Origin of the sequence: Levilactobacillus paucivorans, from assembly GCF_001437125.1 — a bacterium.
Lineage (GTDB): Bacteria > Bacillota > Bacilli > Lactobacillales > Lactobacillaceae > Levilactobacillus > Levilactobacillus paucivorans.
In genome coordinates, this window is the sequence record NZ_JQCA01000037.1 from 78222 (window position 1) to 98596 (window position 20375).

Genomic DNA, 20375 nt, shown 5'->3' on the forward strand with positions numbered 1-20375 from the left:
GTGAGGAGTATTCACTCTATGATGAAAATGGTGCATTCTGGTCATGGGGTTCCGGTAAATCTTTCCCCAGGTCTTCTGGTTTCAAATAAACTTCACGAGGCTTAGACCCGTGCTGTGGTGAGACATAGTGATGGCGTTCCAAGTCATCGATCAGGTTAGCTGCTCGATTGTAACCAATCGAGAAGACCCGTTGGAGTTTAGACGTGGAAACCGTTTGTTCGGCTGCCACATATTCTAACACCTTCGGTAACAGGTCATCCTGATTTTCCTCGGCGGTCTCCCGTTTTAGGAGGCCTTGCGGTTCAAACGCATAATGCGGTTGTCCCTGAGTCCGAACAAAGTCGGCCACGGCATCCACTTCGGATTCCACGAAGGCCCCTTGCAGACGCATCGGTTGACTGGCCCCGTTGCCGAGGTACAGCATATCCCCGCGTCCCAACAAGTTCTCGGCTCCAGCGGTATCCAAGATGGTCCGCGAGTCGATTTGACTGGACACCATGAAGGCAATCCGTGTGGGGATATTGTTCTTGATCGTCCCAGTCACAATGTCAACACTTGGTCGTTGCGTCGCAACCAACAGGTGAATGCCGGCCGCTCTGGCCTTTTGCGTAATTCGCACGATGTAATCTTGAACTTCACTAGCTGCCATCATCATCAGATCGGCTAATTCGTCGATAATGATGACGATGTAAGGCATCTTGAGTCCGGGTTCGTCATTCGCGTCGGCCCGATCGTTGAACTGTTCAATGTTACGAACGCCGGCCGCTGCCAACTTCTCATAACGTTGATCCATCTCGGTAACCACCCATTTCAGAGCGGCCGCCGCGGCCTTGGGGTCGGAGATGACAGGTGCCAACAAATGTGGCAACCCGTCATACGGTGCCATTTCAACGGCCTTCGGATCAATCAGTAACAACTTAACTTGTTGTGGATTTGCCTTATACAAAATGGACAACAGCAAGGAGTTAATGAAGACACTCTTACCGGAACCCGTGGCTCCGGCAATCAAGCCATGTGGCATCTTTCGCAGATCAGTGACTTGTGGTTTCCCAAAAAGATCGACCCCAAGCGCAACTGTCAGTGGGGACTCGCTCTTCTTAAAGGCTGGTGAATTCAACACTTCGGACAACATGACTGGTCGAGACTTCAAGTTAGGAATTTCAATTCCAACCGTGGTCTTTCCGGGAATTGGGGCTTCGATCCGGATATCCTTGGCGGCTAATGCGAGCTTCAGGTCATCATTTAAATTCGTAATCTTATTCACCTTAACGCCCAGCGCTAAGCTGATCTGGAATTGTGTGACGGTTGGTCCAACCGTCCAATCTGTGACGTGTGCGTCGACGTGAAAGGCGCTCAACGTGGCGTCGAGGACCTCTGCCTGATGCTCAATCCACTCGTCTAAGGCAGCCTCATCCGGAATTACCGGTTGTGGCAGGAGTGAGATATCGGGGAAGTGGTACCCGCGTTCCGGTGTCTCTGCTTCGGTCGTGGTCTCGGGAGTCGTTGGCCGATCAAAGAGGGCCAGATCACGCTGATCGTTCCCCTCTTCTTGCATGATGTCACCCAACGAATGACCTAATCCACGGGCCGGCTTGGCCTTTGTCGATGCAGGTGTTGCCGCCGTCTTCTCCTTTGGGGCTTGGGTCCGCTCTAAGAGCTGTGCGACTTCGGCCGGTTGTTCTGCTACTGAGGAGTCTGCCGTCTCGTGAGTGGTGTCACCAGTCGCCGACGTTTCCAGGCCTCCGGCAGCCGAGCTTGCACTCACGGGCGCCTCGCTATCCGACGTGTCATTGGCTTCAGTAACCCCTGAGCCCTTATCGGTTGCCTGAACAGCCTCACTAGCTGGCTGACCAGTCGTCTCAGGCGTTGCTGAGCCTGGGTCATCTTCACTATTGTCCAGTTGGGTATCTTCAACCTGTGTTGTTTCAGCTGTTGCAGTCGCCTTAACTGTCCCGACCGGCAAATACTCTGGGCTGTTGCCGTCATACAACTCATCTGACTCAGTCACGGCGTTGGCTTGTGAGGTTGCGTCCTCAGTTGGATAGAAGACCTCAACTGGTGCTGTGTATTTTTCATCAGTAGGCGTTGAGACAGGTGTCGCGTCCACCGCTGGTTCTGTGGCCGCTACCGCCGCCGACTGGTTCGATGTAACCGCAGTTGGCGTTTTCGCAGCAATCGCTTCTGACTCCGTTGATGCTGAACTGGCTTGTGTCGCGACCTCAGTAGCCGGAGTGGCCTCTGGCAAATCACTCGCCTTGCCAAACAGGAAAAAGCTGCTGTCATCCTTTTTGAGTCCTGCAACTAACTGTTGATACCGTTGCCGCGAACGTCGTGTCGGCCGCGACCAATGGAGTTGCTTAGGAACTTGAGTGACTTGAAATGGCCGATAACTCTGATTGGCACTACCGACGACGGGTTCATCCGTCACAGGTGATACTTGACGTTGTGGCGTCACCTTGGGTTGGGATTGTCGGGCAGTCTCATGCTGACTTCTGGCCTCTCGTTGCCGTTCTGCAACGCGCTCTTGTTCTTGCTGCTTCCGTAATTTTAGGCGTTCATTTCGTTCCTGACGATGCTTCACCAACCACTGTGCCCGGTCGTCGGTGGTATCTTCTAATTCCTCCGCGGAGGGTTTTACCGCAAATTTACGGAAAAACGCTGGTCCATCATAGTGCTCCATGTTTCTTCCTCCTTGACAAGCCTGCCACTTGCCGAAATTCTTTGCCATGGGAGGAGACGCCGTCAATTTGACGGCTAACGTACTCATTCCCGCTTTAAACTTCGATTGGTTAAACCGAAGATTCCTAGTCATTACAAATCGTGACTTTTCGGCCAACAACGGCGCGTAGCCATCGTTGATCAGACACCCTAGCTTGCAGTGCCACTTTGCCTAAAAGCCAATCTCCCCTATTGTACACAAAAAAGCGGGCCGCCGACAAGGGCTGACTCGCTTTCGTAATGTTTCTTAAGCATTAAAGATTGATTGTCCCCGTTCAAAATCGAAGGGTTCACCGACAACGTAATCGTCTGGTAAAATCAAGGCACCCGGGCGTTGAGGGGCATTCGCCAACTTCAACTCACGGCCGGAACAAATCATGCCATCACTCTCGACACCCCGCAAGGCACCGGGCCAAATAATCAAACCACTAGGCATCATGGCACCAACTTTGGCCACAACCACCTTGATATCGGCTTGCATATTAGGCGATCCACTTACGATCTTTAACGTTTGATCGTGGTCCACCACTGTTTCGGTCACTAACAAGTGATCGGAATCGGGGTGTGGTGTCGCCGTCTTAACGTAGCCAACCACGAACTTAGGGTCGGTATCCGCTACTAACTCGCCAGCGAAACCAGCCGCCTCGAGCGCGTCATTTAACGCCGCCACGTCAGTCTCGGTCAGGTGGATCTGACCGTTACCTGAAATGTCAGGTAAGATCTTGGAGATAGCCAAGAAGTTATAGCCCAGAGTTTGTTCAGTTTCTGGATCGTAGATTCTGGCAACACCATCACGAACGGTATGGGCCTGTTTTGGTGTATCTTGAGCAACAATAACAATTAAAGTGTCCCCTAACTCACGGGGATTGTAACTAGCAATTAACATGTCGGGATCCTTTCCAACGGTTTAGTCAGCGTTGGTCGCTAACGAATTAATAAAGTTTTCTACTTCAGTCTGAGTCTTCCGGTCCTTGTTGACCAATCGACCAATTTCATCCCCATTTGAGTAGGCAATGAAACTCGGAATACCAAAGACGTTCAGTTCGGCAGCGAGGTCAATGTTCTCATCTCTGTCGACCGCAATAAACTTAAAGTCGGGATATTCAGCTTCAATGGCAGGCATTTCTGGTTTGATGAACGCACAGTCCGGGCACCAAGTGGCGGAGAAGAATAGCATCGTCTTGCCGTCTTTAACGACGTCCTTCAGTTCTGCGGCTGACATTTTAGGTAATTGTTCCATGAATAAGCACTCCTTTATTTAAGTTTAAAAATTTTCACAAGCACCATTATAGCACGCCCACAACATTTTTCACTATTTTTGCCTTTTTACGGGAACTTCCCTACGAAGATTGCTATACTAGGGGCAGATAAACAGATGATATTGCTCAGCAATAACTGCTAAGGAGGCGGTAGGATGACTGCTAAGAATGGACAATTGTATCAACTCAGTCTCACCGGAGTCATCGGCGGGTTAATGGGCATCTTCATCACACGCGTCTTTGGTGGCGGTTTTCCCTTGAACCCCGATATGATTCTGGAACAGGTCAAGGCCCAGTTCCGTCACGAATCGCCAATTGAGGGTAGCTGGATTGAAAAGCACGCCGTACCGTTCCAAAAATTTGCCGTTAAAACCCAAGTTTACTATGGCGGCATTACCCGCTATGAGGATGACCAACTCGTTCAGTATCAGTTCATTGCCGATGCCAAGACGGGAAGCGTCCTCGACATTCACCGCTTATAATCAAGCAACTTATCACTAACCTAAAGGAGGCTCAGGATCGCAACGATCCTGAGTCTCCTTTTTTAAGTCTTATTTTGCTTTTGCATGGTTCTGCATGTCTGTCCGCACAATCAGGACATCACAGCTGGCATTAGCCACGACGTAGCTTGCCGTGGAACCCATTAACATCCGTTCCACCACATTGGCCCCGGTCGCACCGAGCATGATCAGATCAGCTTGGTATTCCTGAGGCAACGTCTTCGCTAAGTCGACCTTGGCGTGGCCATAGAAGACCGACGTCACAACCTGTTTGACCCCTGCGTCTTGTGCCTTTTGCCGATACTCATCAACGGTGTGTTCCCACTGTTGACGAGCCTCGTCCATGACTTCTTGGTCAACATACCCGAAACCAACCTGGGTATTTTGACCAATGCCAACATAGTCGCCCCCACTCATAATGGTGACAATGATTAATTCAGCATCATTTCGTTCTGCGACAGCGATGGCTTTCTCCACCGTGCGCTTGGATTGACGGGAACCGTCAACCCCCACGAGAATTCGCTCATAACGTTTGGCCATCTGTACCACTCCTTTGTGGGCCGCTGGACTTCCTACTTCGTTAACTCGTAGATGGCTTGCCCGTAAATGGCCATGGCCTTCAACAAATCAGCTTCTGGTTGAAATTCATCGGCCTGGTGCATGGTGTCTTGCGTGCCGGGGAAGAGAGCCCCAAAGGCCACGCCACGCTTCATCAACCGGCCGTAAGTTCCACCGCCGACAACTTCTGGTTGGGCGTCGTTGTCACCGGTCTGCTCGCGATAAACATTCATCAAGGTCTTCACAATTGGGTCTTCTGGGTCCACATAGTGCGGAACCATTTCTTTACCCTGTTCAACGGTCACGTTCATGGTTGCCGTGGCTTGTTGTAAGCCCGCTAGGATCTGAGCGGCACCGGTACCGGTTGGGTAACGGAAGTTAGTGTTGATTAAACCACCCTTGCCGGCAGTGAACTGCATGATCCCCACGTTCATGGTCAGGTCACCCATCACTTTATCCGTGAAGGCAATCCCTAATTTATTAGCACGTGAGTCATCATGAAGTTCGTTAGCCAACAGGCTCAGGAAGTCGGCAGCATCCCCACCAAAGGCGTAGCTGGTTAAGAAGCTAGCCAGGTAAGTTCCGGCGTTGATCCCGTTCTTCGGTTCCATCCCGTGAGCGGCCTTACCAATCACGTGGAAGTGAATTCCGGAACCATCGACATTAACATCCCCGGTCACTGGGGCTTCATCGAGGAAGGCCGTGAAGTCTGTGACCATTTGTTCATTGTCGGCGGTTTCAACGGTTGCCTCGGCATCCCGTGGCACCATGTTTTCTCTGAGGCCAGCGTCAAATTCAGTCAAGGTGAAGTCACCGGAATTGCTACCCTCAAAATGGCTTTCGAAGGTCACATTTCCCTTTTCACCGTTGATTAGTGGGAACTCAGCATCAGGCGAGAAGCCCAACGTTGGGGCTGGTTCGAGGTCGAGGTAATGGTTCATCCCCGTCCAATCGCTCTCTTCGTCAGTCCCAATGATAAAGCGAATTTTGATCTTAGGCATGATGCCCTCGTCCTTTAACATCTTCAAGCCATAATAAGCAGCTAATGCAGGTCCTTTATCATCAGAGGTTCCCCGGCCATACAAGTTACCGTCCTTGGCCGTCAATGTGAAGGGATCGGTGTGCCAGCCCTTACCAGCGGGCATCGCATCGGCGTGACCCAAGATTGCCAAGGTGTCGTCACCTTCACCGTATTCTACGTACCCGACCAGGTTATCGAGATTCTTAACCTCAAACCCATCGCGTTGCGCCAATCCTAAGAAGGCGTTTAACGCCTTAGCTGGACCAGGGCCTAACGGATAGTCTTCAGTCGCTTTAGAATCGTCGCGGGCACTGTCAATACCGACTAATGTGGTTAAGTCAGCAATGTAGGCGTCGCGGTACTTTGCAGATAATTGTTGCCAATCAATTGCCATGATTGGACCTCCCTATAATTTATTCGGACCTCATCGTCCAACTTTACTTACCGTCAATTCTAGCATACCCACCGTCAATTGTAAGCCGTTTTCCCTTAGTAAAATGCTATACTGAAAGCGAGAACATCTGTCAGGAGGCTTTCACATGGAAACGTTATCGCCAAGTATTTTAACCCGCACTATTCGTCAACGGCCGGCAGAAAGTCACAAGGGCACCTATGGTCGCGTCACTCTAGTGGGCGGCAATGCCAATTTCGGCGGCGCCATCATCATGGCTAGTGCCGCAGCCGTCTACTCCGGTGCCGGCCTCGTCACTACGGTCACCGACCCCAGCAATCAGTCGAGCCTGCATGCCCGGTTACCCGAGGCCATGTTTGCCGACCTCGGCAATCTTCATCAGCTCAGAGACCTGGTAAGCACCGCTGACGTCGTTGTGGTCGGACCCGGCCTTGGGACCGATGAGAGCAGTCTAATGGCCTTAAACGCCACTTTTAGTGCCATACACGCCGAGCAAACCGTTGTGATCGACGGTTCAGCCATCACACTGATTGCCAGCCACCACCTCACTTTGCCCGCGGCTCGCTTAGTGATGACCCCCCACCAAATGGAATGGCAACGATTAAGTGGCTTAGCCATTGCCGATCAAACGGTCACAAACAACCAGGCGGCCGTGGCTGACCTGAAAGCCACGGTGGTGGTCAAATCCCATCGCACCCAGATTTACACGCCAAACGGCGTCTATGAAAATCCCCTGGGAACGCCGGCCCAAGCAACTGGGGGCATGGGTGATACCCTTGCCGGCATGGTCGGTGGCTTTCTGGCGCAATTTGCCAACCCCACCGATGCTGTGCTCGCAGCGGTTTACAGTCATAGCGCCATTGCCGAAGAGTTGGCCGCGACCCAATACGTCGTCTTACCCCATCAGATTATTACCGAAATTCCACATTTCATGAAAACGCATGAAGCAAACTAAAACACAGTGATGATAGCGGTTATCATCACTGTGTTTTTTAATTGGCTAATTTACCGTGGTATCCCTCAACGTAGGCCTCGTAGTGGTCGGCCTTCTCCTTGATGAGATCGTACGTGTGTTGAATCTCATCAAGCCGCTGGGCAATCGTGGCCAACTGCTCGTGCAAGAGATCCTTACGTGCCTGAAGTGTCACATCGCCCTGTTTAAACAACGTGAGATATTCGATCAGATATTCAATACTAACGCCAGCCTCTCGCATGCACTTGGCAAAGGAAATCCAATCAAGATCCTCTTCATCGTAATCCCGATAACCCGCTGCATTACGCGTCACTGGTGGGATAGCCCCCTCCCGTTCCCAATAGCGCAGGGTATCAGCGGGAATATCAAATTTTTCAGAAACTTCTTTAATCTTCATCATGCCCCTAGTTTACCATGGCTGGTCAGTCGGGCCTACCGTAAATTCACTAACGTTGGTATCGGCTGGTTGGTCGATGGCAAAGGCAATCACACTTGCCACACGATCGGGACTGATTTGGTATTCATCATACAAAGCCTGTGCTCCCTTGAGGGTCGCCGAGTCGGTCGTCGTTGCCAATAATTCCGTCTTAATGGCCGCAGGATAGATCGTGGCCGTCCGAATATGACTGTTCTCCTGAGCAGATTCCATTCGCAGAACTTCCATCAGGTCACGGACGGCCCACTTGGTTGCCCCATACACGGCACCACCGGGGTAGGCCTTGAGACCGGCAACGGAAGAGGTCGTAATGACATGTCCGGACTTTTGGGCCTTAAACGTTGGTAAGACGGCGGCAATCCCGTTGAGCACTCCCTTAATATTGACGTCCACCATACTGTTCCATTCATCCGTCTTCAACTCAGAAAGTGGTGAATTAGGCATCAGACCAGCATTCAGAAAGATCACATCGAGGCGACCAAAGGTGTCCTTGGCAAATTGTACGATCCGTTGATTGGCAGCCGCATCGGTCACGTCAATCGTCTGATAGGCTGCCGTGCCACCTGCCGCCTCAATCTCTTGAGTCAACGCTTGAAGCTTGTCCTCCCGGCGTGCGCCTAAGACCAGCTTGGCTCCCTTGCTGGCCAACAACTTGGCCGTGGCGGCCCCAATTCCAGAAGAAGCCCCTGTAATCAAAACAACTTTATCTTTAATCATCGTTAAAAACTCCCTTTCGAAACTTAATGACCACAGCATAAACCTTGGAGTCGACTCAAAGGCAAGTGAAAAGAATGACTTATTTTCAAAAAGTAGGCATACAGATCGAAAAAAATAGACCGCACTGGAATAAATTCCAAGTGTCGCCTACCTCTTGTTGCATTTAAATTTTAAAGGCTCTAATCGTTTTTCAGCAGCTCATCCTCATCGACCAATGGTCCGGCAAGATTATCAATCTCATCGGGATACAAGCCGCGATAGGAAGACACGGAGAGGTCAACCGGCAACCGTAGTGGCCCAAAAGCCACGCGGCTGACCGGTCTATCGGCCCCCTGGAGGTTAGCCAAGGTGGGTACCCCAACCGCTAAATCACGCGTCCGCGCTAAGACAGTCGTCACCTGATGAATCTTATTGGGCATCAAGTCCACTTGTTCAAACGTGAGATCATTATCCAATGCCGGTAATTCTGATACCACACCTGTCAAACGAACACGTAACGTGCTCAGCCAGTCTTGGCTGGCGACGTCTTGTAGAAATTGGTCATCATCACTGACAATCACGAGTCCCGTTGCCTCTTTTGGCAGATCGGAGAAGACCTTTAATGCCTGCTCACGGTCTAGGGCATTTAACAACCCACCGAGACTATGGGGCACCGTCGCGTCCAGGTTCAACTGGACGCCGACTGGCTTATTGAAAACCAAATAACTCGGTTGCCGCCCCGTGACCGGGCGCCCGTCAACCCGCACGTCGTCTTGTTCCGTGACCGACGTTAATGGCGAATCAATCGCTGTTTGATTGACAGTGACACGTCCCTGACGCAACAGTCGAAAAACCTGACGTCGTGTTCCTTGATGGAAATCCGTTAGGTATTGGTCAATCCTCATCGTATTGCCTCCCTAGTGAATGTGTAGCCGGCGCCGTAGCCCGGCAACTCGTGATCCCAGGATATCATCTGCCAGACGGCTCTTCAAGACCATGTAGACGTAGAAATAACCCCCAACGAGGGCGGCTACGATCGTAATTAGGAAATTAATGGTGCGGCTTTCACTGCCCATCAAACCACCAATCAACGTGATCGCACGAGCCAAGGCAAAGGTTCCCAAGGCTGCCATCAAGATACCGTTGGTGCGTTTGGCGATCTGAGCATAGTTAATCCCGAATTGCACATCAAGTGAATGAATAATCAGGTAACAGGTTACAAACAGCCCGATCCCGGTAGCCACCAGGGGCCCAAATGCTCCAAGAAAGTAAACCAGAGGCCACTGAACGACAAATTTCACAATCGTTCCCACGGCAAAGTAGCGGACCGCCCGTTTGTTTTGCGAGATCCCCTGCATCAAGGCCGCCACCACCGTGTACAACCCTAATAGGATTGACAGGTAAGACGAGAAAGCCAGAATGGATGACGCTAATTTTTCTTGGGTTGGACCATAGAAGATAATGTTCAATGGCCGTGAGACAGCCGACATCCCCAAGGCACTGGGTAACATGACGAATTCAAACATCAGAAAGGCATTGGTCAATTGACCAGAAATCTCGCGCTTGTTGCCTCGCGTATAGGCTTCCGACAATAGTGGGACAACAGTCACTGCCAAGGCCGAAGCCAATGAAATCGTAATCATAATCAACTTGTTCGCGTTAACCCCGAAGAGTGCGAAGAGGTCATTCAGATGTTCTGCCGAATAGTTCCCCGCCATATGCATGATGGGCGCAAAGGTATATTGGTCAATCAATTGGAAGATCGTAATACCGGCTCCCAAAACCACGAATGGCACGGCCTGCGCGATGATTTCTCGATACAGCTGAGAAGCTGGTACGACCAATTCATTATTACTGTTGGCCACCAGATCCTGAAACTCACGCCGACGACGCCAATAGTAAACGCCTAAGATCAGCAGACCACCTAAGGCCCCCACTGCGGCGGCAAAGGTTGATTGCGACACGGCTGTGACCCAGTTGCCCTTCATCACTCGCATGATGATAAACGCTGTCAGGAGCATGTAGATGACCCGAATCAGCTGTTCCACAAATTGCGAAATTGCGGATGGTGCCATTTGCTGGAATCCTTGGAAGTAGCCTCGCGTCAGACTCATCGTGGGAATAATCAAAATTGCCCAAGATAAGGAATGTAGGACTGGAATCAGATGCTCATCACCACCGGTAAATAGCGGCGCACCGAAGTACATCAGAGCCGCGATCCCAATCCCGGTCGCAATGGCAATCTCCAGACCCCGTTTGTAGAGCCGGACACTGACCCCATATTCATTGAGGGCATTGTAGTGGGCGACCTGTTTGGCAATGGCCGAAGGTACCCCCGCAATCGCTGCGATCAGGAAGAAACTATAGATATTGTATCCCTTACCATATAGCGCGTTACCTTGAAGATAGAAGGCACCGAACCAGATGTTCCACGGAATAATATAGACTGCCCCGAGAATTCTTGAAAAGATACTTCCCGCAGTCATCCACGCCGATCCCGCAACCATTTGGTCTTGCGCACTGGTGGTTTGACTCTCCGTGTTATCCCTTGCCGACATTTGACACCCTACTTTCAATTTGTAAATTCAACAGTTCCGTACTCAACAATCGTCGAGCTAATCAAACAAACATTATACCATAGCTTTTTCCCCACATTTATCAGGTTTCTTTAAAGTTTTTCGTGAAACCGTTCCCATCACACCGCAGATAATTTACCGAATATCGGGAACAGTGGTATGCTGGAGGTAGTCAAGAAACAAGATTATTCAAGGAGGAATGGCAATATGACGCAGGCAACAGCTGGTGCAACCGCGACCCCAAAGATGCAAATGTCCCCGGAAAGAGCACGGCAAGTCGTACGGATGACCAAGAGTATTCGAGAACATTTTCCAGAACTGGCAAAGGTTCCCGATGCCCAGTTGATCTATTCCACATGGCGTAGTTTCAAGCGGATTGACCAAACCAATGACAGTGATTATCAAACCATGGCTGACGTTTTCTTCCACGAATTTGACCGCCACTTACTCGATTATCAATTCTCCAAAGCCGGCGAAGACGAGCAGGTTCGCCAACGATTCTTCGCAATTTTAACTGAACTCTTACAGTAAGCTTGTCCCCTCACCGCCAGCATTGGCCAGTGAGGGGTTATTTTTTGGAATTAAATTGGCCTGCGGTATACTAAAGATGGTGAGAGCTTGCTCACCTGCGACCGTCCTATGGGGATCGGATGGCCCGACACCTTACATATCATCCCAAAAAATAGATTGACTCTTAATCTTTAAGCGAGGCGATAGTTTTGCGTTATTTAGCCTTATTAGGCAGTCATCTCTCAGATGGTATCACTGCCCAGTACCTTCAAGCGGTGACCTCTGCTTTGCCCAAGACTGCCACGGTCGATACGGTCTTTCTTCGCGACTATGACATTTACCCGGATACCAAGGAAAAACGTTGTCCGGCTCTAGACGAGATTGAAGCCAAAATGGCCGCCAGTGACTTCTGGATCATCTGTGCTCCGACTTATTGGGGCGGGCTTTCCGGCGTCATGAAACAGTTCTTTGACTGCATGCGGTTTCGGCTAGTTCGGATGACCTCTGCCGGTGACACCCTACCTGGGAAGTACAAGGACAAGCACTACCTCAGCATGACCACCTGTTTTATTAGTTCAACGGAGAACTTCTTTACGGGCATTACGGATCAGACCTTCGTGACCATTGATCGCGTCATGTCTGGAGCCGGAATCATTAAGGTTGGTGAATTTGTCGGTACCGGAACCTGGGGTACCCACGGCCCTCGAGAAAGTAAGCTGGCCGAGTGTCGCCGTCTCGGAGCCAAGATCGCCGACCGACCACGAAAGGATGATAATACCTTGAAACGTTACATACAGCTCTTCTTTATGATTGCCCTCATGGCCTTGGTTACCATGGGCTTGCAGGCCTGGTGGTTTGGCGTTTTCGCGGCCGGCAAATTTTGGTTGACCTATGCGACCTTTGTCATCATCTTCTACGTTTTACTGGCCAGCATCCTGCACTTCTTCACCTTTGTCCGTCATCGTCGACGTTAAGCAACAACTTAAATCCCGATATAAAAGGCCGAATCAATAGATTCGGTCTTTTACTAACCAATTTTTGCCTGAGAATCTCGCGGCAGGTGCCGACTGACAAAAACACTCACCGCCAGATATCCCAGGGCCACGATCCCTAGCAACAAGCCATTGAGCGAGCTACGTTGATCCCCAATATTTAGCCAGGAAAGATAGAAACGCACCACATAGGCACAGGGATCAACAATGGTCATGACGATTGTGGCAAGCGCCGACTGACCGAACAACTCGGCATTGACCCCCAGCAAGCCGACGCCAATGTAAGCTGTGGCAATCAGACTCGTCACGGCCCCTCTTACTGGCAGGAGCAGGAAGACCGTCGTAAAACCAGCAATAATTGGGATCAATAGAAAATTCAATCCCCACGCTACCATCATCATGTGTTGTAGGCTAGCCGAGATTGGCATCAAGACGGCGAGTATCCCATCGAAAATCAGAATTTCTATCTGAATAATGACCGTCTGTAGAACTAGATTGCTCAAGAGCACGTGATAAGTCTCCTGCCGCGTGAGCGCCTCCGCATTCACGGCACCTGCGGCCCAGATCCCCATCAGGCTAAACTGAAAACCGCTGATGACGCCGACCAAGATCATATAGGCCCAGTAGCCAAAGAGTTGATTGGTCAGACTATACCTTTCCAGGGGATGACCATACTGATTGAAGGTGGCAACCAGTAAGTAGGCCAATGGGACGCCCAACGTGTAAACGAAAACCATTTTCTTCGCCCACGTGACCTGCCATTCTAACCTAACCAATCCCCATAATCGTTTCAGCATAGTCTCCCCTCCTCATTTTTGCCGAGTATACCATACCCAGTAGACACCCGAACCAGTGAAAGATTGGTTGATAAGGCGAGTAACATACGCGCTAAAAAAAGCCCTTGAAGCCAACGCTTCAAGGGCTTTAACTGGATCAAATTTAGTTAGCAACAATGTTAATGAGCTTGCCAGGAATGACAATCACCTTACGGATCGTCTTGCCATCCGTGTGGATCTTGACTGTCTCATCGGCCAGAGCTGCGTTTTCGATGCCTTGCTTGTCGGCGTCCTTAGCCACCTTCAAGTGAGCGCGGACCTTCCCATTAACCTGAACAACCATTTCGACCACGTCTTCTACCAATTGCTTGGCATCGTACGTTGGCCACTTGGCGTAGGTGATGGTGTCGTCATGACCCATGAGGGACCATAACTCTTCGGCAATATGTGGCACAATTGGTGAGATCATCTTGACGAAGCCTTCCATGTAAATCAGTGGAAGACTGTCGGCCTTGTAGGCTTCATTAACAAAGACCATCAGTTGTGAAATCGCCACGTTGAACCGTAAGCCTTCAAGATCTTCCGTCACCGTCTTAACGGTCTGGTTGTAGATCTTGTCCAACGAGCCATCGTTAATCATCGTGACCCGGTCACGCAGATGGTTGTTATCGTCGATCAATAAGCGCCAGACCCGGTCGAGCCAACGACGAGAACCGTTGATCCCTTCCGTACTCCAAGGCTTGGCCGCCTCCAAAGGACCCATGAACATTTCGTAAAGCCGCAGGGTATCTGCCCCGTGTTCTTCGACAATCTCATCGGGATTGATGACGTTACCCTTAGACTTGGACATCTTTTCATGGTTAGTCCCCAGGATCATCCCTTGGTTAACTAACTTCTGGAAAGGTTCCTTGGTAGGCACAACACCTAAGTCGTAGAGGAACTTGTGCCAGAACCGAGCGTACAACAGATGAAGCACGGCGTGTTCGGAGCCCCCGATATAGAGGTCAACTGGCATCCAGTACTTCAACTTCTCGGGATCGGCAATCATCTGGTCATTGTGGGGATCGATATAACGTAAGAAGTACCAGGAACTCCCAGCCCACTGTGGCATGGTGTTCGTTTCGCGCTTCCCTTTACGCCCGTTCTTATCCACCACGTTGACCCAGTCATCGAGGTTAGCCAATGGACTTTCCCCGGTACCAGATGGTTCGAGTTGTTTAGCTGCTGGCAACTTCAAAGGCAATTCGTCTTCAGGAACCAATGTGGTTTCGCCATCTTCCCAGTGAATAACGGGAATTGGTTCACCCCAGTAGCGTTGACGGGAGAAGATCCAGTCCCGCAGACGGAAGTTAACCTGCTTATGACCGGCGTCGTGTTCTTCGAGCCAGTCAATGGCGGCCTTGATCGCAGTAGCCTTGTCCATACCGTTCATGAAATCGGAGTTGATGTGTTCCCCATCCCCGGTATAAGCGGCTTCTTGGACATCGGTATCGTCGTCACCGGCAATGACCTGAACGATTGGCAAATTAAATTTCTTAGCGAAATCGTTGTCTCGTTCGTCGTGGGCTGGTACGGCCATGATGGCCCCGGTCCCGTAAGATGCCAACACGTAATCCCCAATCCAGATTGGTAATTTCTTGCCACTCAGGGGGTTAATGCCATAGGCACCGGTGAAGACCCCGGTCTTATCCTTGTTCAAGTCCGTCCGTTCGAGGTCAGACTTGCTTTCGATGGCCGCCTTGTAGGCTTTCACAGCATCGGCTTGTTCCGGCGTCGTGATCTGGTCAACCAGGGCATGCTCTGGGGCTAAGACCATGTAGGTCGCGCCAAATAACGTGTCAGGACGGGTCGTGTAGACCTCGACCTTAGTATCTTCTTGGCCATCAACTGGGAAGAAGACGCTGGCACCTTCAGAACGGCCGATCCAGTTCCGTTGCATTTCCTTAATGCTGTCGGGCCAATCCAGGTCATCCAGATCGTCGATCAGCCGGTCGGCATAGGCCGTGATCCGCAGAACCCATTGACGCATTGGCACGCGGTAAACCGGATAACCGCCCCGTTCCGTCTTGCCATCAACGACTTCTTCATTGGCCACAACGGTTCCACCCATGAAGTCAGGTGCCCAGTTGACCATAATCTTATCTTCATAGGCCAGGCCTTTTTTGTAGAGCTGTTCAAAGATCCATTGCGTCCACTTGTAGTAAGATTCGTCGGTCGTGTTAATCTCACGACTCCAGTCGTAAGAGAAGCCCAGTGAGCGAATTTGACGTTTGAAGTTCTTAATGTTGTGGGCGGTGAAGTCCTTAGGATTGTGTCCCGTCTTCAAAGCATATTGTTCGGCTGGTAACCCGAAGGCGTCCCAACCCATTGGGTGAAGGACGTTAAAGCCTTGCATCCGCTTCAAACGAGCCATGATGTCGGTTGCGGTGTATCCCTCGGGATGCCCCACGTGAAGTCCCTGTCCTGAAGGGTATGGGAACATATCCATCACGTAGTACTTCGGTTTGTTCTGATTGTCTGACGTCTTGAAAGTTTCGTTGACCCGCCAGAAGTGTTGCCACTTACGTTCAATAATTTGGTGTTTGTAAGCCAAAATTGTCGCTCCCTTTCTCTAAATCGTCGTTCTCCCACAAAAAAAGCCCCCAGCAACCCAAAATGGGCTCCTGCAGGGCGTTTTAGCGCGGTACCACCTACATTTCCTCGAAACTGTTTCGAGGCTCATTCCGGCTGATAACGTCGCCAAACGCCCACCTTGCGGCAGAAAGGACTCGGAGATAAGTTCGGTCGTCCAGGTAACGGATTTTCAGCCACCATCCGCTTTCTACATACCCAAACCATCTACTACTTCTCGTCACAGTCTTAGATTAATCAAATTGGTTTAATCTTAGCAAACCACCCCCGGAAAAGCAACCCCAATACGCTTGAGAGTGACCGAACACGAGGACCAGCTGTGCTATACTAAATTTTATAAGAAATCTTGAGGAGGCCTCGTTATGGCACCAATATCTAAGACCCGTTGGTGGGCCACTTTAGGAGCTGCCATTATATTCTGCATCCTGTTAGTCGGGGTGATCCGCCAACAAGCCTGGGTTAACGGCTTCGATCACCTCATCATCGGCTGGATTCGTCATCCCTTGCCGCCAATGCTTACGCAGGCCATCGTCACCATCACCCACTCCGGTGACCCCCAACCCGTGACCGCCATCACCCTGGTCTTGGTGTTAGTCCTCGTGATTACCCGCCATGCCAAGGGCGCGCTCTTTCTAGGCTGGAATGTCCTGATCTGGGCAGGGATCGGTAACAGTTTCATTAAACACCTGGTCCAACGGCCACGACCAACCATCGATCGACTGGTCTCAGCCAGCTCCTACAGCTTTCCCAGTGGTCACTCTATTACGGCCATGTTGCTTTGGGGATCATTAATTGTCATGATCGCCTGGCAATCCCACGAACATCGTCGCTGGGCGTTGAGCCTGACGATCATCTTCAGCTGTTGGATTGTCATTATTGGCCTGTCCCGCATCTACGTTGGGGTGCACTACCCCAGTGATGTGGCGGCCGGTTGGTCACTTGGCTTTGTCCTCCTGACCGTGACACAGTGGTTGCTCTTTAGAAAGGAAGCCCCTTCATCATGAACCTACCAAATGCCTTAGCCTATAGTCATACCCTGCTGGGTGAGTGTGTCGGCCCCGGAGATACCGTGGTCGATGCCACCGTCGGCAATGGCCACGATACCGTATTTCTGGCCAACCAGGTCGGTCCTACCGGCCACGTCATTGGTTTCGACGTCCAAGATGCCGCGTTGAATGCTACGCAGACGCAGCTTACCCTGACCGGCCTCAGTCCACAGGTTGACCTGCATGCGACCGGCCACGAACATGTGGGCGACTACCTCGACGATATCGTCTCGATTGCCGGAGCCATCTTCAATCTCGGGTACCTGCCTGGCGGAGACAAGTCCGTCGTGACGCAGGCTGCGACAACCCTGACGGCGGTTAAAACGTTGTTACAGCATCTCCGCCGCGGAGGTCGACTTATCCTCGTCGTTTACTCCGGTCATCCCGGAGGCATGGACGAACGCAACGCTGTGGTTGACTTCTGCCAGAAGCTGCCACAGAAGACCTATCAGGTTCTGCAATACGGCTTTATTAATCAGATTCATCATCCGCCATTTTTGCTAGCAATTGAACGTCGCTAGAAATAGTGACGGCCTAAAATAAGGGCCTGGAAAAATTCCCAGGCCCTTTCGTTTCGCCAAATTATAGGGTTAAAACGTGCGCCAACCGGCAGATGGCTCCGCCTGTTGACGCACGTTTTTATTTTTTCATTGATTGCCGCTTAGGGCTAACCCAGGTTCCGGACCCGAAACCTAAAATTGTCTTGAGGGCGGGGACAAAGGTCATGACCACCGTGATGGGATTAACCATCCAGTAGAACAACATATATAACGGGGCGAAGAAAAGGTATTTCATCTTAGCCCCGTGATGGTCCAACAGCAGAGCCGCAAGGAGTTGCATGAACCCCGCGAACATTTCAAACGTCACAAAGATAAAGGAAATCAGGATCCCATGCATCACGCGCTCGTAGTTTCCCGTGAAGAGAAAATACAGCATCATGCCAATAAAACCTGCCGACGTAATCGTAAAGAAGAAAGACCAGATAATGGACAACGTCGAATCCAGAAACATTGACCACTGATAACGGTGCTCGACAGGATGGCGTAAGAACTTCCAGATGTTCGTTAGCCAAACTTCCGTCCCTCCCTGGGCCCAGCGCTTACGCTGGTGGTAGAGGTCCTTGATGGTTTCGGGGACGTTCATGTGGAAGATAATGTTGGGGGCAAATCGAGGGACCGCCCCTATCATCTGGTGGTCCCAGGCGATACTAATATCTTCCGTCGCTCGGTTCTGACGAAATCCTCCGACGTCGATCAGAAAGTCCTTCTTATACATGGTATTCGCACCACTATAAGCATACATCGAGTCGTTAACGGCCGTCTGACTTCGTTTAATCACCCCGACAATACTGGTAAATTCCACCGTCTGTGACTTTCCCAACAGCGTCGTTCGATTCTGAACATCCATGTTGGCCGTGACCGCCGAGGTATTCATATCGCGCTCCCGCCGAAAGAAATTCATGTATTTCATGAGTGCATCGGGTTCGGGGATGGTATCGGCATCATTACTGAGAATGTATTCGCCCTTGGCAAAATACATCCCGATGTTAAAGGCGTGGGCCTTCCCCTTATTCTTCAGGATCTCCACGGTTCGTAATCGCGGATAGGTCGCCTGCAGCCGGTGAATAATGGCCGCCGTCTTATCCGTCGACCCATCATTCATGACCAACACTTCAAAATTCGTGTAGTTTAACTGGTCAAATAGGTACGTAATGGTTTCCTCAATCATGACTTCCTCATTGTGGGCTGGGATCATGATGGTAATCAGCGGTTGCTTGTCGACTGGGATGACTTCCCAATCATCGTCACGTTTGTTGGTCTTCAAGAAGCGATAGGACAACGCCCCGGCAAACCAGAAGAATGACCCAACCACCGGGTACAGGCAAAGGATCAGTAAAAGAACGTTGAGGATGGTCTTCCCCAACGTGGCTTTCAAAATACTGTCGATAAAGAAATCAAACATGCCCGTCGCTCCTATTTGTCCAAGTCATTGAGATCACGTTGCTGATACAACTGGTGAATCTGATCGGTATCCAAGTTCTGTTCCGGCTTTACTTGATAATCCCGGACATTCTCTCGGAACTCCTGATCACCGAAACGCTGGGTCATAAAATCACCTAAGGTATCTTCCCGTTTACGTTGGTCGATGGGATTAAAGGTGGGCCACTGTTCGACGACCCGATCGCGCTTTCGGTTTTGAATGATGGTCATCCCCACCGCAAATAGTGAGACCGTCACAAAGGCAAACAGTAATAAAATGCCAATAAATTTAATTTCAAAGATACCTTCGTTGTACGACCACATGTGGATCACTCGTGGATCGTAGGAGGCCCAAAAAGACAGCACCGTCAACGTGATGGGGACGGCCACACAGATCCAGCCGAAAAGACCGACCACCGTCTGCCAAATTTTTAAGCCCCAGTGGCCCTTTTCAAAGTAGTCATCCGTGTAAAGTTGCTGACGAACTGCTGATTTGTCTTTCATCTTGTCCCGGTCCTTTCCTGTGGATTACTCGGTCGGCCAAAGAGATAGCCTTGACGCGTCCGAATCTGTAATTGCTCGGCAAGCTGTTGATCCTGTTCATTTTCAATCCCCATCAGGATCAACTCGATGTGGTTACGCTGCGCCAGCCGGTTCCAAAACTGCAAGTTAAGGTCCAACCACTCGTTGGGGTCCTCCTTACGAAAGCTCCGCATAGAACATTTCAAGGAATCCACCTCGGGTAGAATCCACTCAATCGTCTTCAGATTACTCAGTGAAGACCCGACGTTATCGATCCCAAAGGTCATTCCATACTGTCGCGCCTCACGAATCCGTCGACGAAAGAGTCGCCGATTCCACCGATGCTTGTGCTGATCTGGCGTGTATTCAACAGACAAGTTCATTGGGGTAATCTTGGAAATTGCCCAGCGAACGAAGTAGTGAAAGTCTGGACTGGTGATCTGATCGTACTCTAAATTAATCGACAGCGTGATGGGATCCTCTGGCAGTGCCTTGAAGGTATCCTCCAATAGAAAGATCACCCGCTGTAACGGCAAGGAATCTAGTTGCTTAGGTAGCGTCCAGGAGCCATCGGCGTTATGTTGCCGTAGCAGGCACTCGTATCCGGTCACCTTCCCCTGATAGTCCACCTGTCTTTGGATAAAGTACCGTAACTCGAATTCATCATTTTCCAGATAGTTATTACTATTCTTGCGGGAATACCAGTAATAAATGACGAGAGCGTAAAATATCTTGTGTAAATGCATAAAAGATTTCTGAATTGTATAGAA

20 protein-coding genes are annotated in these 20375 nt (G+C 50.7%); 6 read left to right on the plus strand and 14 right to left on the minus strand.

Going from position 1 to position 20375, the window contains the following annotated elements:
• Positions 1-16: 16 nt before the first annotated feature.
• From IV54_RS03395 to IV54_RS03405, 3 genes are all read right to left on the minus strand, one after another.
• Positions 17-2680 (minus strand): DNA translocase FtsK, encoded by a 2664-nt coding sequence (locus IV54_RS03395; RefSeq protein WP_057877988.1) that lies wholly within the window; start codon positions 2678-2680, stop codon positions 17-19.
• Positions 2681-2965: 285 nt separating this feature from the next.
• The gene (gene ytpR, locus IV54_RS03400) at positions 2966-3604 is read right to left on the minus strand and encodes a YtpR family tRNA-binding protein (protein WP_057877989.1); all 639 of its coding nucleotides are present in this window, start codon (positions 3602-3604) and stop codon (positions 2966-2968) included.
• 21 nt (positions 3605-3625) lie between these two features.
• Positions 3626-3958: a thioredoxin family protein gene (locus IV54_RS03405; RefSeq protein ID WP_057877990.1), complete on the minus strand. Its 333-nt coding sequence runs from the start codon at positions 3956-3958 to the stop codon at positions 3626-3628.
• Between the two features lie 174 nt (positions 3959-4132).
• On the opposite strand from IV54_RS03405, the gene IV54_RS03410 reads away from it, so the two are divergent.
• Positions 4133-4459 carry a PepSY domain-containing protein gene (locus tag IV54_RS03410; protein ID WP_057877991.1) on the plus strand — a complete coding sequence of 109 codons (327 nt, stop codon included), beginning with the start codon at positions 4133-4135 and terminating at the stop codon, positions 4457-4459.
• Between the two features lie 69 nt (positions 4460-4528).
• On the opposite strand, the gene IV54_RS03415 is transcribed toward IV54_RS03410, so the two are convergent.
• Complete coding sequence (locus IV54_RS03415) at positions 4529-5017, minus strand: universal stress protein (protein WP_057877992.1); 489 nt, start codon at positions 5015-5017, stop codon at positions 4529-4531.
• A 32-nt stretch (positions 5018-5049) separates the two neighbouring features.
• The gene (gene pepV / locus IV54_RS03420; RefSeq protein ID WP_057877993.1) at positions 5050-6450 is read right to left on the minus strand and encodes a dipeptidase PepV; all 1401 of its coding nucleotides are present in this window, start codon (positions 6448-6450) and stop codon (positions 5050-5052) included.
• Positions 6451-6595: 145 nt separating this feature from the next.
• On the opposite strand from pepV, the gene IV54_RS03425 reads away from it, so the two are divergent.
• Positions 6596-7423: an NAD(P)H-hydrate dehydratase gene (locus IV54_RS03425; RefSeq protein ID WP_057877994.1), complete on the plus strand. Its 828-nt coding sequence runs from the start codon at positions 6596-6598 to the stop codon at positions 7421-7423.
• Positions 7424-7460: 37 nt separating this feature from the next.
• Here IV54_RS03425 and IV54_RS03430 read toward each other — a convergent pair whose 3' ends face one another.
• From IV54_RS03430 to IV54_RS03445, 4 genes are all read right to left on the minus strand, one after another.
• Positions 7461-7841 (minus strand): MerR family transcriptional regulator, encoded by a 381-nt coding sequence (locus IV54_RS03430; protein ID WP_338034228.1) that lies wholly within the window; start codon positions 7839-7841, stop codon positions 7461-7463.
• 9 nt (positions 7842-7850) lie between these two features.
• On the minus strand, positions 7851-8594 hold the full coding sequence (locus IV54_RS03435) for an SDR family oxidoreductase (protein WP_057877996.1): 744 nt from the start codon (positions 8592-8594) through the stop codon (positions 7851-7853).
• 179 nt (positions 8595-8773) lie between these two features.
• Positions 8774-9478, minus strand: coding sequence for a S4 domain-containing protein (locus IV54_RS03440; RefSeq protein WP_057877997.1), 705 nt, complete (start codon positions 9476-9478; stop codon positions 8774-8776).
• A 12-nt stretch (positions 9479-9490) separates the two neighbouring features.
• Positions 9491-11131, minus strand: coding sequence for a putative polysaccharide biosynthesis protein (locus tag IV54_RS03445; protein WP_057877998.1), 1641 nt, complete (start codon positions 11129-11131; stop codon positions 9491-9493).
• Between the two features lie 225 nt (positions 11132-11356).
• Here IV54_RS03445 and IV54_RS03450 point away from each other — a divergent pair, with 225 nt between their 5' ends.
• Together IV54_RS03450 and IV54_RS03455 are read left to right on the plus strand one after the other, a co-directional pair.
• Positions 11357-11680, plus strand: coding sequence for a hypothetical protein (locus IV54_RS03450; protein ID WP_057877999.1), 324 nt, complete (start codon positions 11357-11359; stop codon positions 11678-11680).
• Positions 11681-11868: 188 nt separating this feature from the next.
• The gene (locus IV54_RS03455) at positions 11869-12633 is read left to right on the plus strand and encodes a flavodoxin family protein (protein ID WP_057878000.1); all 765 of its coding nucleotides are present in this window, start codon (positions 11869-11871) and stop codon (positions 12631-12633) included.
• A gap of 53 nt (positions 12634-12686) precedes the next feature.
• Here the strand turns inward: IV54_RS03455 and IV54_RS03460 are convergent, their stop codons facing one another.
• Positions 12687-13448, minus strand: coding sequence for a hypothetical protein (locus tag IV54_RS03460; RefSeq protein WP_057878001.1), 762 nt, complete (start codon positions 13446-13448; stop codon positions 12687-12689).
• A 142-nt stretch (positions 13449-13590) separates the two neighbouring features.
• Positions 13591-16020 carry a leucine--tRNA ligase gene (gene leuS, locus IV54_RS03465; RefSeq protein WP_057878002.1) on the minus strand — a complete coding sequence of 810 codons (2430 nt, stop codon included), beginning with the start codon at positions 16018-16020 and terminating at the stop codon, positions 13591-13593.
• A 400-nt stretch (positions 16021-16420) separates the two neighbouring features.
• On the opposite strand from leuS, the gene IV54_RS03470 reads away from it, so the two are divergent.
• Together IV54_RS03470 and mnmM are read left to right on the plus strand one after the other, a co-directional pair.
• Complete coding sequence (locus tag IV54_RS03470; RefSeq protein WP_057878003.1) at positions 16421-17062, plus strand: phosphatase PAP2 family protein; 642 nt, start codon at positions 16421-16423, stop codon at positions 17060-17062.
• Entirely contained in the window at positions 17059-17625 is a 567-nt protein-coding gene (gene mnmM, locus IV54_RS03475) for a tRNA 5-(aminomethyl)-2-thiouridylate-methyltransferase MnmM (RefSeq protein ID WP_057878004.1), read from the plus strand. The genes IV54_RS03470 and mnmM overlap by 4 nt, the downstream gene beginning before the upstream one ends.
• A 118-nt stretch (positions 17626-17743) precedes the next feature.
• Here mnmM and IV54_RS03480 read toward each other — a convergent pair whose 3' ends face one another.
• Genes IV54_RS03480 through IV54_RS03490 form a run of 3 tightly spaced genes read right to left on the minus strand, consistent with a single transcriptional unit; the run spans position 17744 to position 20351 of the window.
• Entirely contained in the window at positions 17744-19066 is a 1323-nt protein-coding gene (locus IV54_RS03480; RefSeq protein WP_057878005.1) for a glycosyltransferase family 2 protein, read from the minus strand.
• Positions 19067-19077: 11 nt separating this feature from the next.
• Entirely contained in the window at positions 19078-19587 is a 510-nt protein-coding gene (locus IV54_RS03485) for a hypothetical protein (RefSeq protein ID WP_057878006.1), read from the minus strand.
• On the minus strand, positions 19584-20351 hold the full coding sequence (locus IV54_RS03490) for an EAL domain-containing protein (RefSeq protein ID WP_057878007.1): 768 nt from the start codon (positions 20349-20351) through the stop codon (positions 19584-19586). The genes IV54_RS03485 and IV54_RS03490 overlap by 4 nt, the downstream gene beginning before the upstream one ends.
• Positions 20352-20375: the final 24 nt, after the last annotated feature.

Excerpts from the sequence above, each read along its gene's own strand:
- IV54_RS03395 (WP_057877988.1), bottom strand. The coding sequence starts at position 2,680 with ATGGAGCACTATGATGGACCAGCGTTTTTCCGTAAATTTGCGGTAAAA.
- ytpR (WP_057877989.1), bottom strand. The coding sequence starts at position 3,604 with ATGTTAATTGCTAGTTACAATCCCCGTGAGTTAGGGGACACTTTAATT.
- IV54_RS03405 (WP_057877990.1), bottom strand. The coding sequence starts at position 3,958 with ATGGAACAATTACCTAAAATGTCAGCCGCAGAACTGAAGGACGTCGTT.
- IV54_RS03410 (WP_057877991.1), top strand. The coding sequence starts at position 4,133 with ATGACTGCTAAGAATGGACAATTGTATCAACTCAGTCTCACCGGAGTC.
- IV54_RS03415 (WP_057877992.1), bottom strand. The coding sequence starts at position 5,017 with ATGGCCAAACGTTATGAGCGAATTCTCGTGGGGGTTGACGGTTCCCGT.
- pepV (WP_057877993.1), bottom strand. The coding sequence starts at position 6,450 with ATGGCAATTGATTGGCAACAATTATCTGCAAAGTACCGCGACGCCTAC.
- IV54_RS03425 (WP_057877994.1), top strand. The coding sequence starts at position 6,596 with ATGGAAACGTTATCGCCAAGTATTTTAACCCGCACTATTCGTCAACGG.
- IV54_RS03430 (WP_338034228.1), bottom strand. The coding sequence starts at position 7,841 with ATGATGAAGATTAAAGAAGTTTCTGAAAAATTTGATATTCCCGCTGAT.
- IV54_RS03435 (WP_057877996.1), bottom strand. The coding sequence starts at position 8,594 with ATGATTAAAGATAAAGTTGTTTTGATTACAGGGGCTTCTTCTGGAATT.
- IV54_RS03440 (WP_057877997.1), bottom strand. The coding sequence starts at position 9,478 with ATGAGGATTGACCAATACCTAACGGATTTCCATCAAGGAACACGACGT.
- IV54_RS03445 (WP_057877998.1), bottom strand. The coding sequence starts at position 11,131 with ATGTCGGCAAGGGATAACACGGAGAGTCAAACCACCAGTGCGCAAGAC.
- IV54_RS03450 (WP_057877999.1), top strand. The coding sequence starts at position 11,357 with ATGACGCAGGCAACAGCTGGTGCAACCGCGACCCCAAAGATGCAAATG.
- IV54_RS03460 (WP_057878001.1), bottom strand. The coding sequence starts at position 13,448 with ATGCTGAAACGATTATGGGGATTGGTTAGGTTAGAATGGCAGGTCACG.
- IV54_RS03470 (WP_057878003.1), top strand. The coding sequence starts at position 16,421 with ATGGCACCAATATCTAAGACCCGTTGGTGGGCCACTTTAGGAGCTGCC.
- mnmM (WP_057878004.1), top strand. The coding sequence starts at position 17,059 with ATGAACCTACCAAATGCCTTAGCCTATAGTCATACCCTGCTGGGTGAG.
- IV54_RS03480 (WP_057878005.1), bottom strand. The coding sequence starts at position 19,066 with ATGTTTGATTTCTTTATCGACAGTATTTTGAAAGCCACGTTGGGGAAG.
- IV54_RS03485 (WP_057878006.1), bottom strand. The coding sequence starts at position 19,587 with ATGAAAGACAAATCAGCAGTTCGTCAGCAACTTTACACGGATGACTAC.
- IV54_RS03490 (WP_057878007.1), bottom strand. The coding sequence starts at position 20,351 with ATGCATTTACACAAGATATTTTACGCTCTCGTCATTTATTACTGGTAT.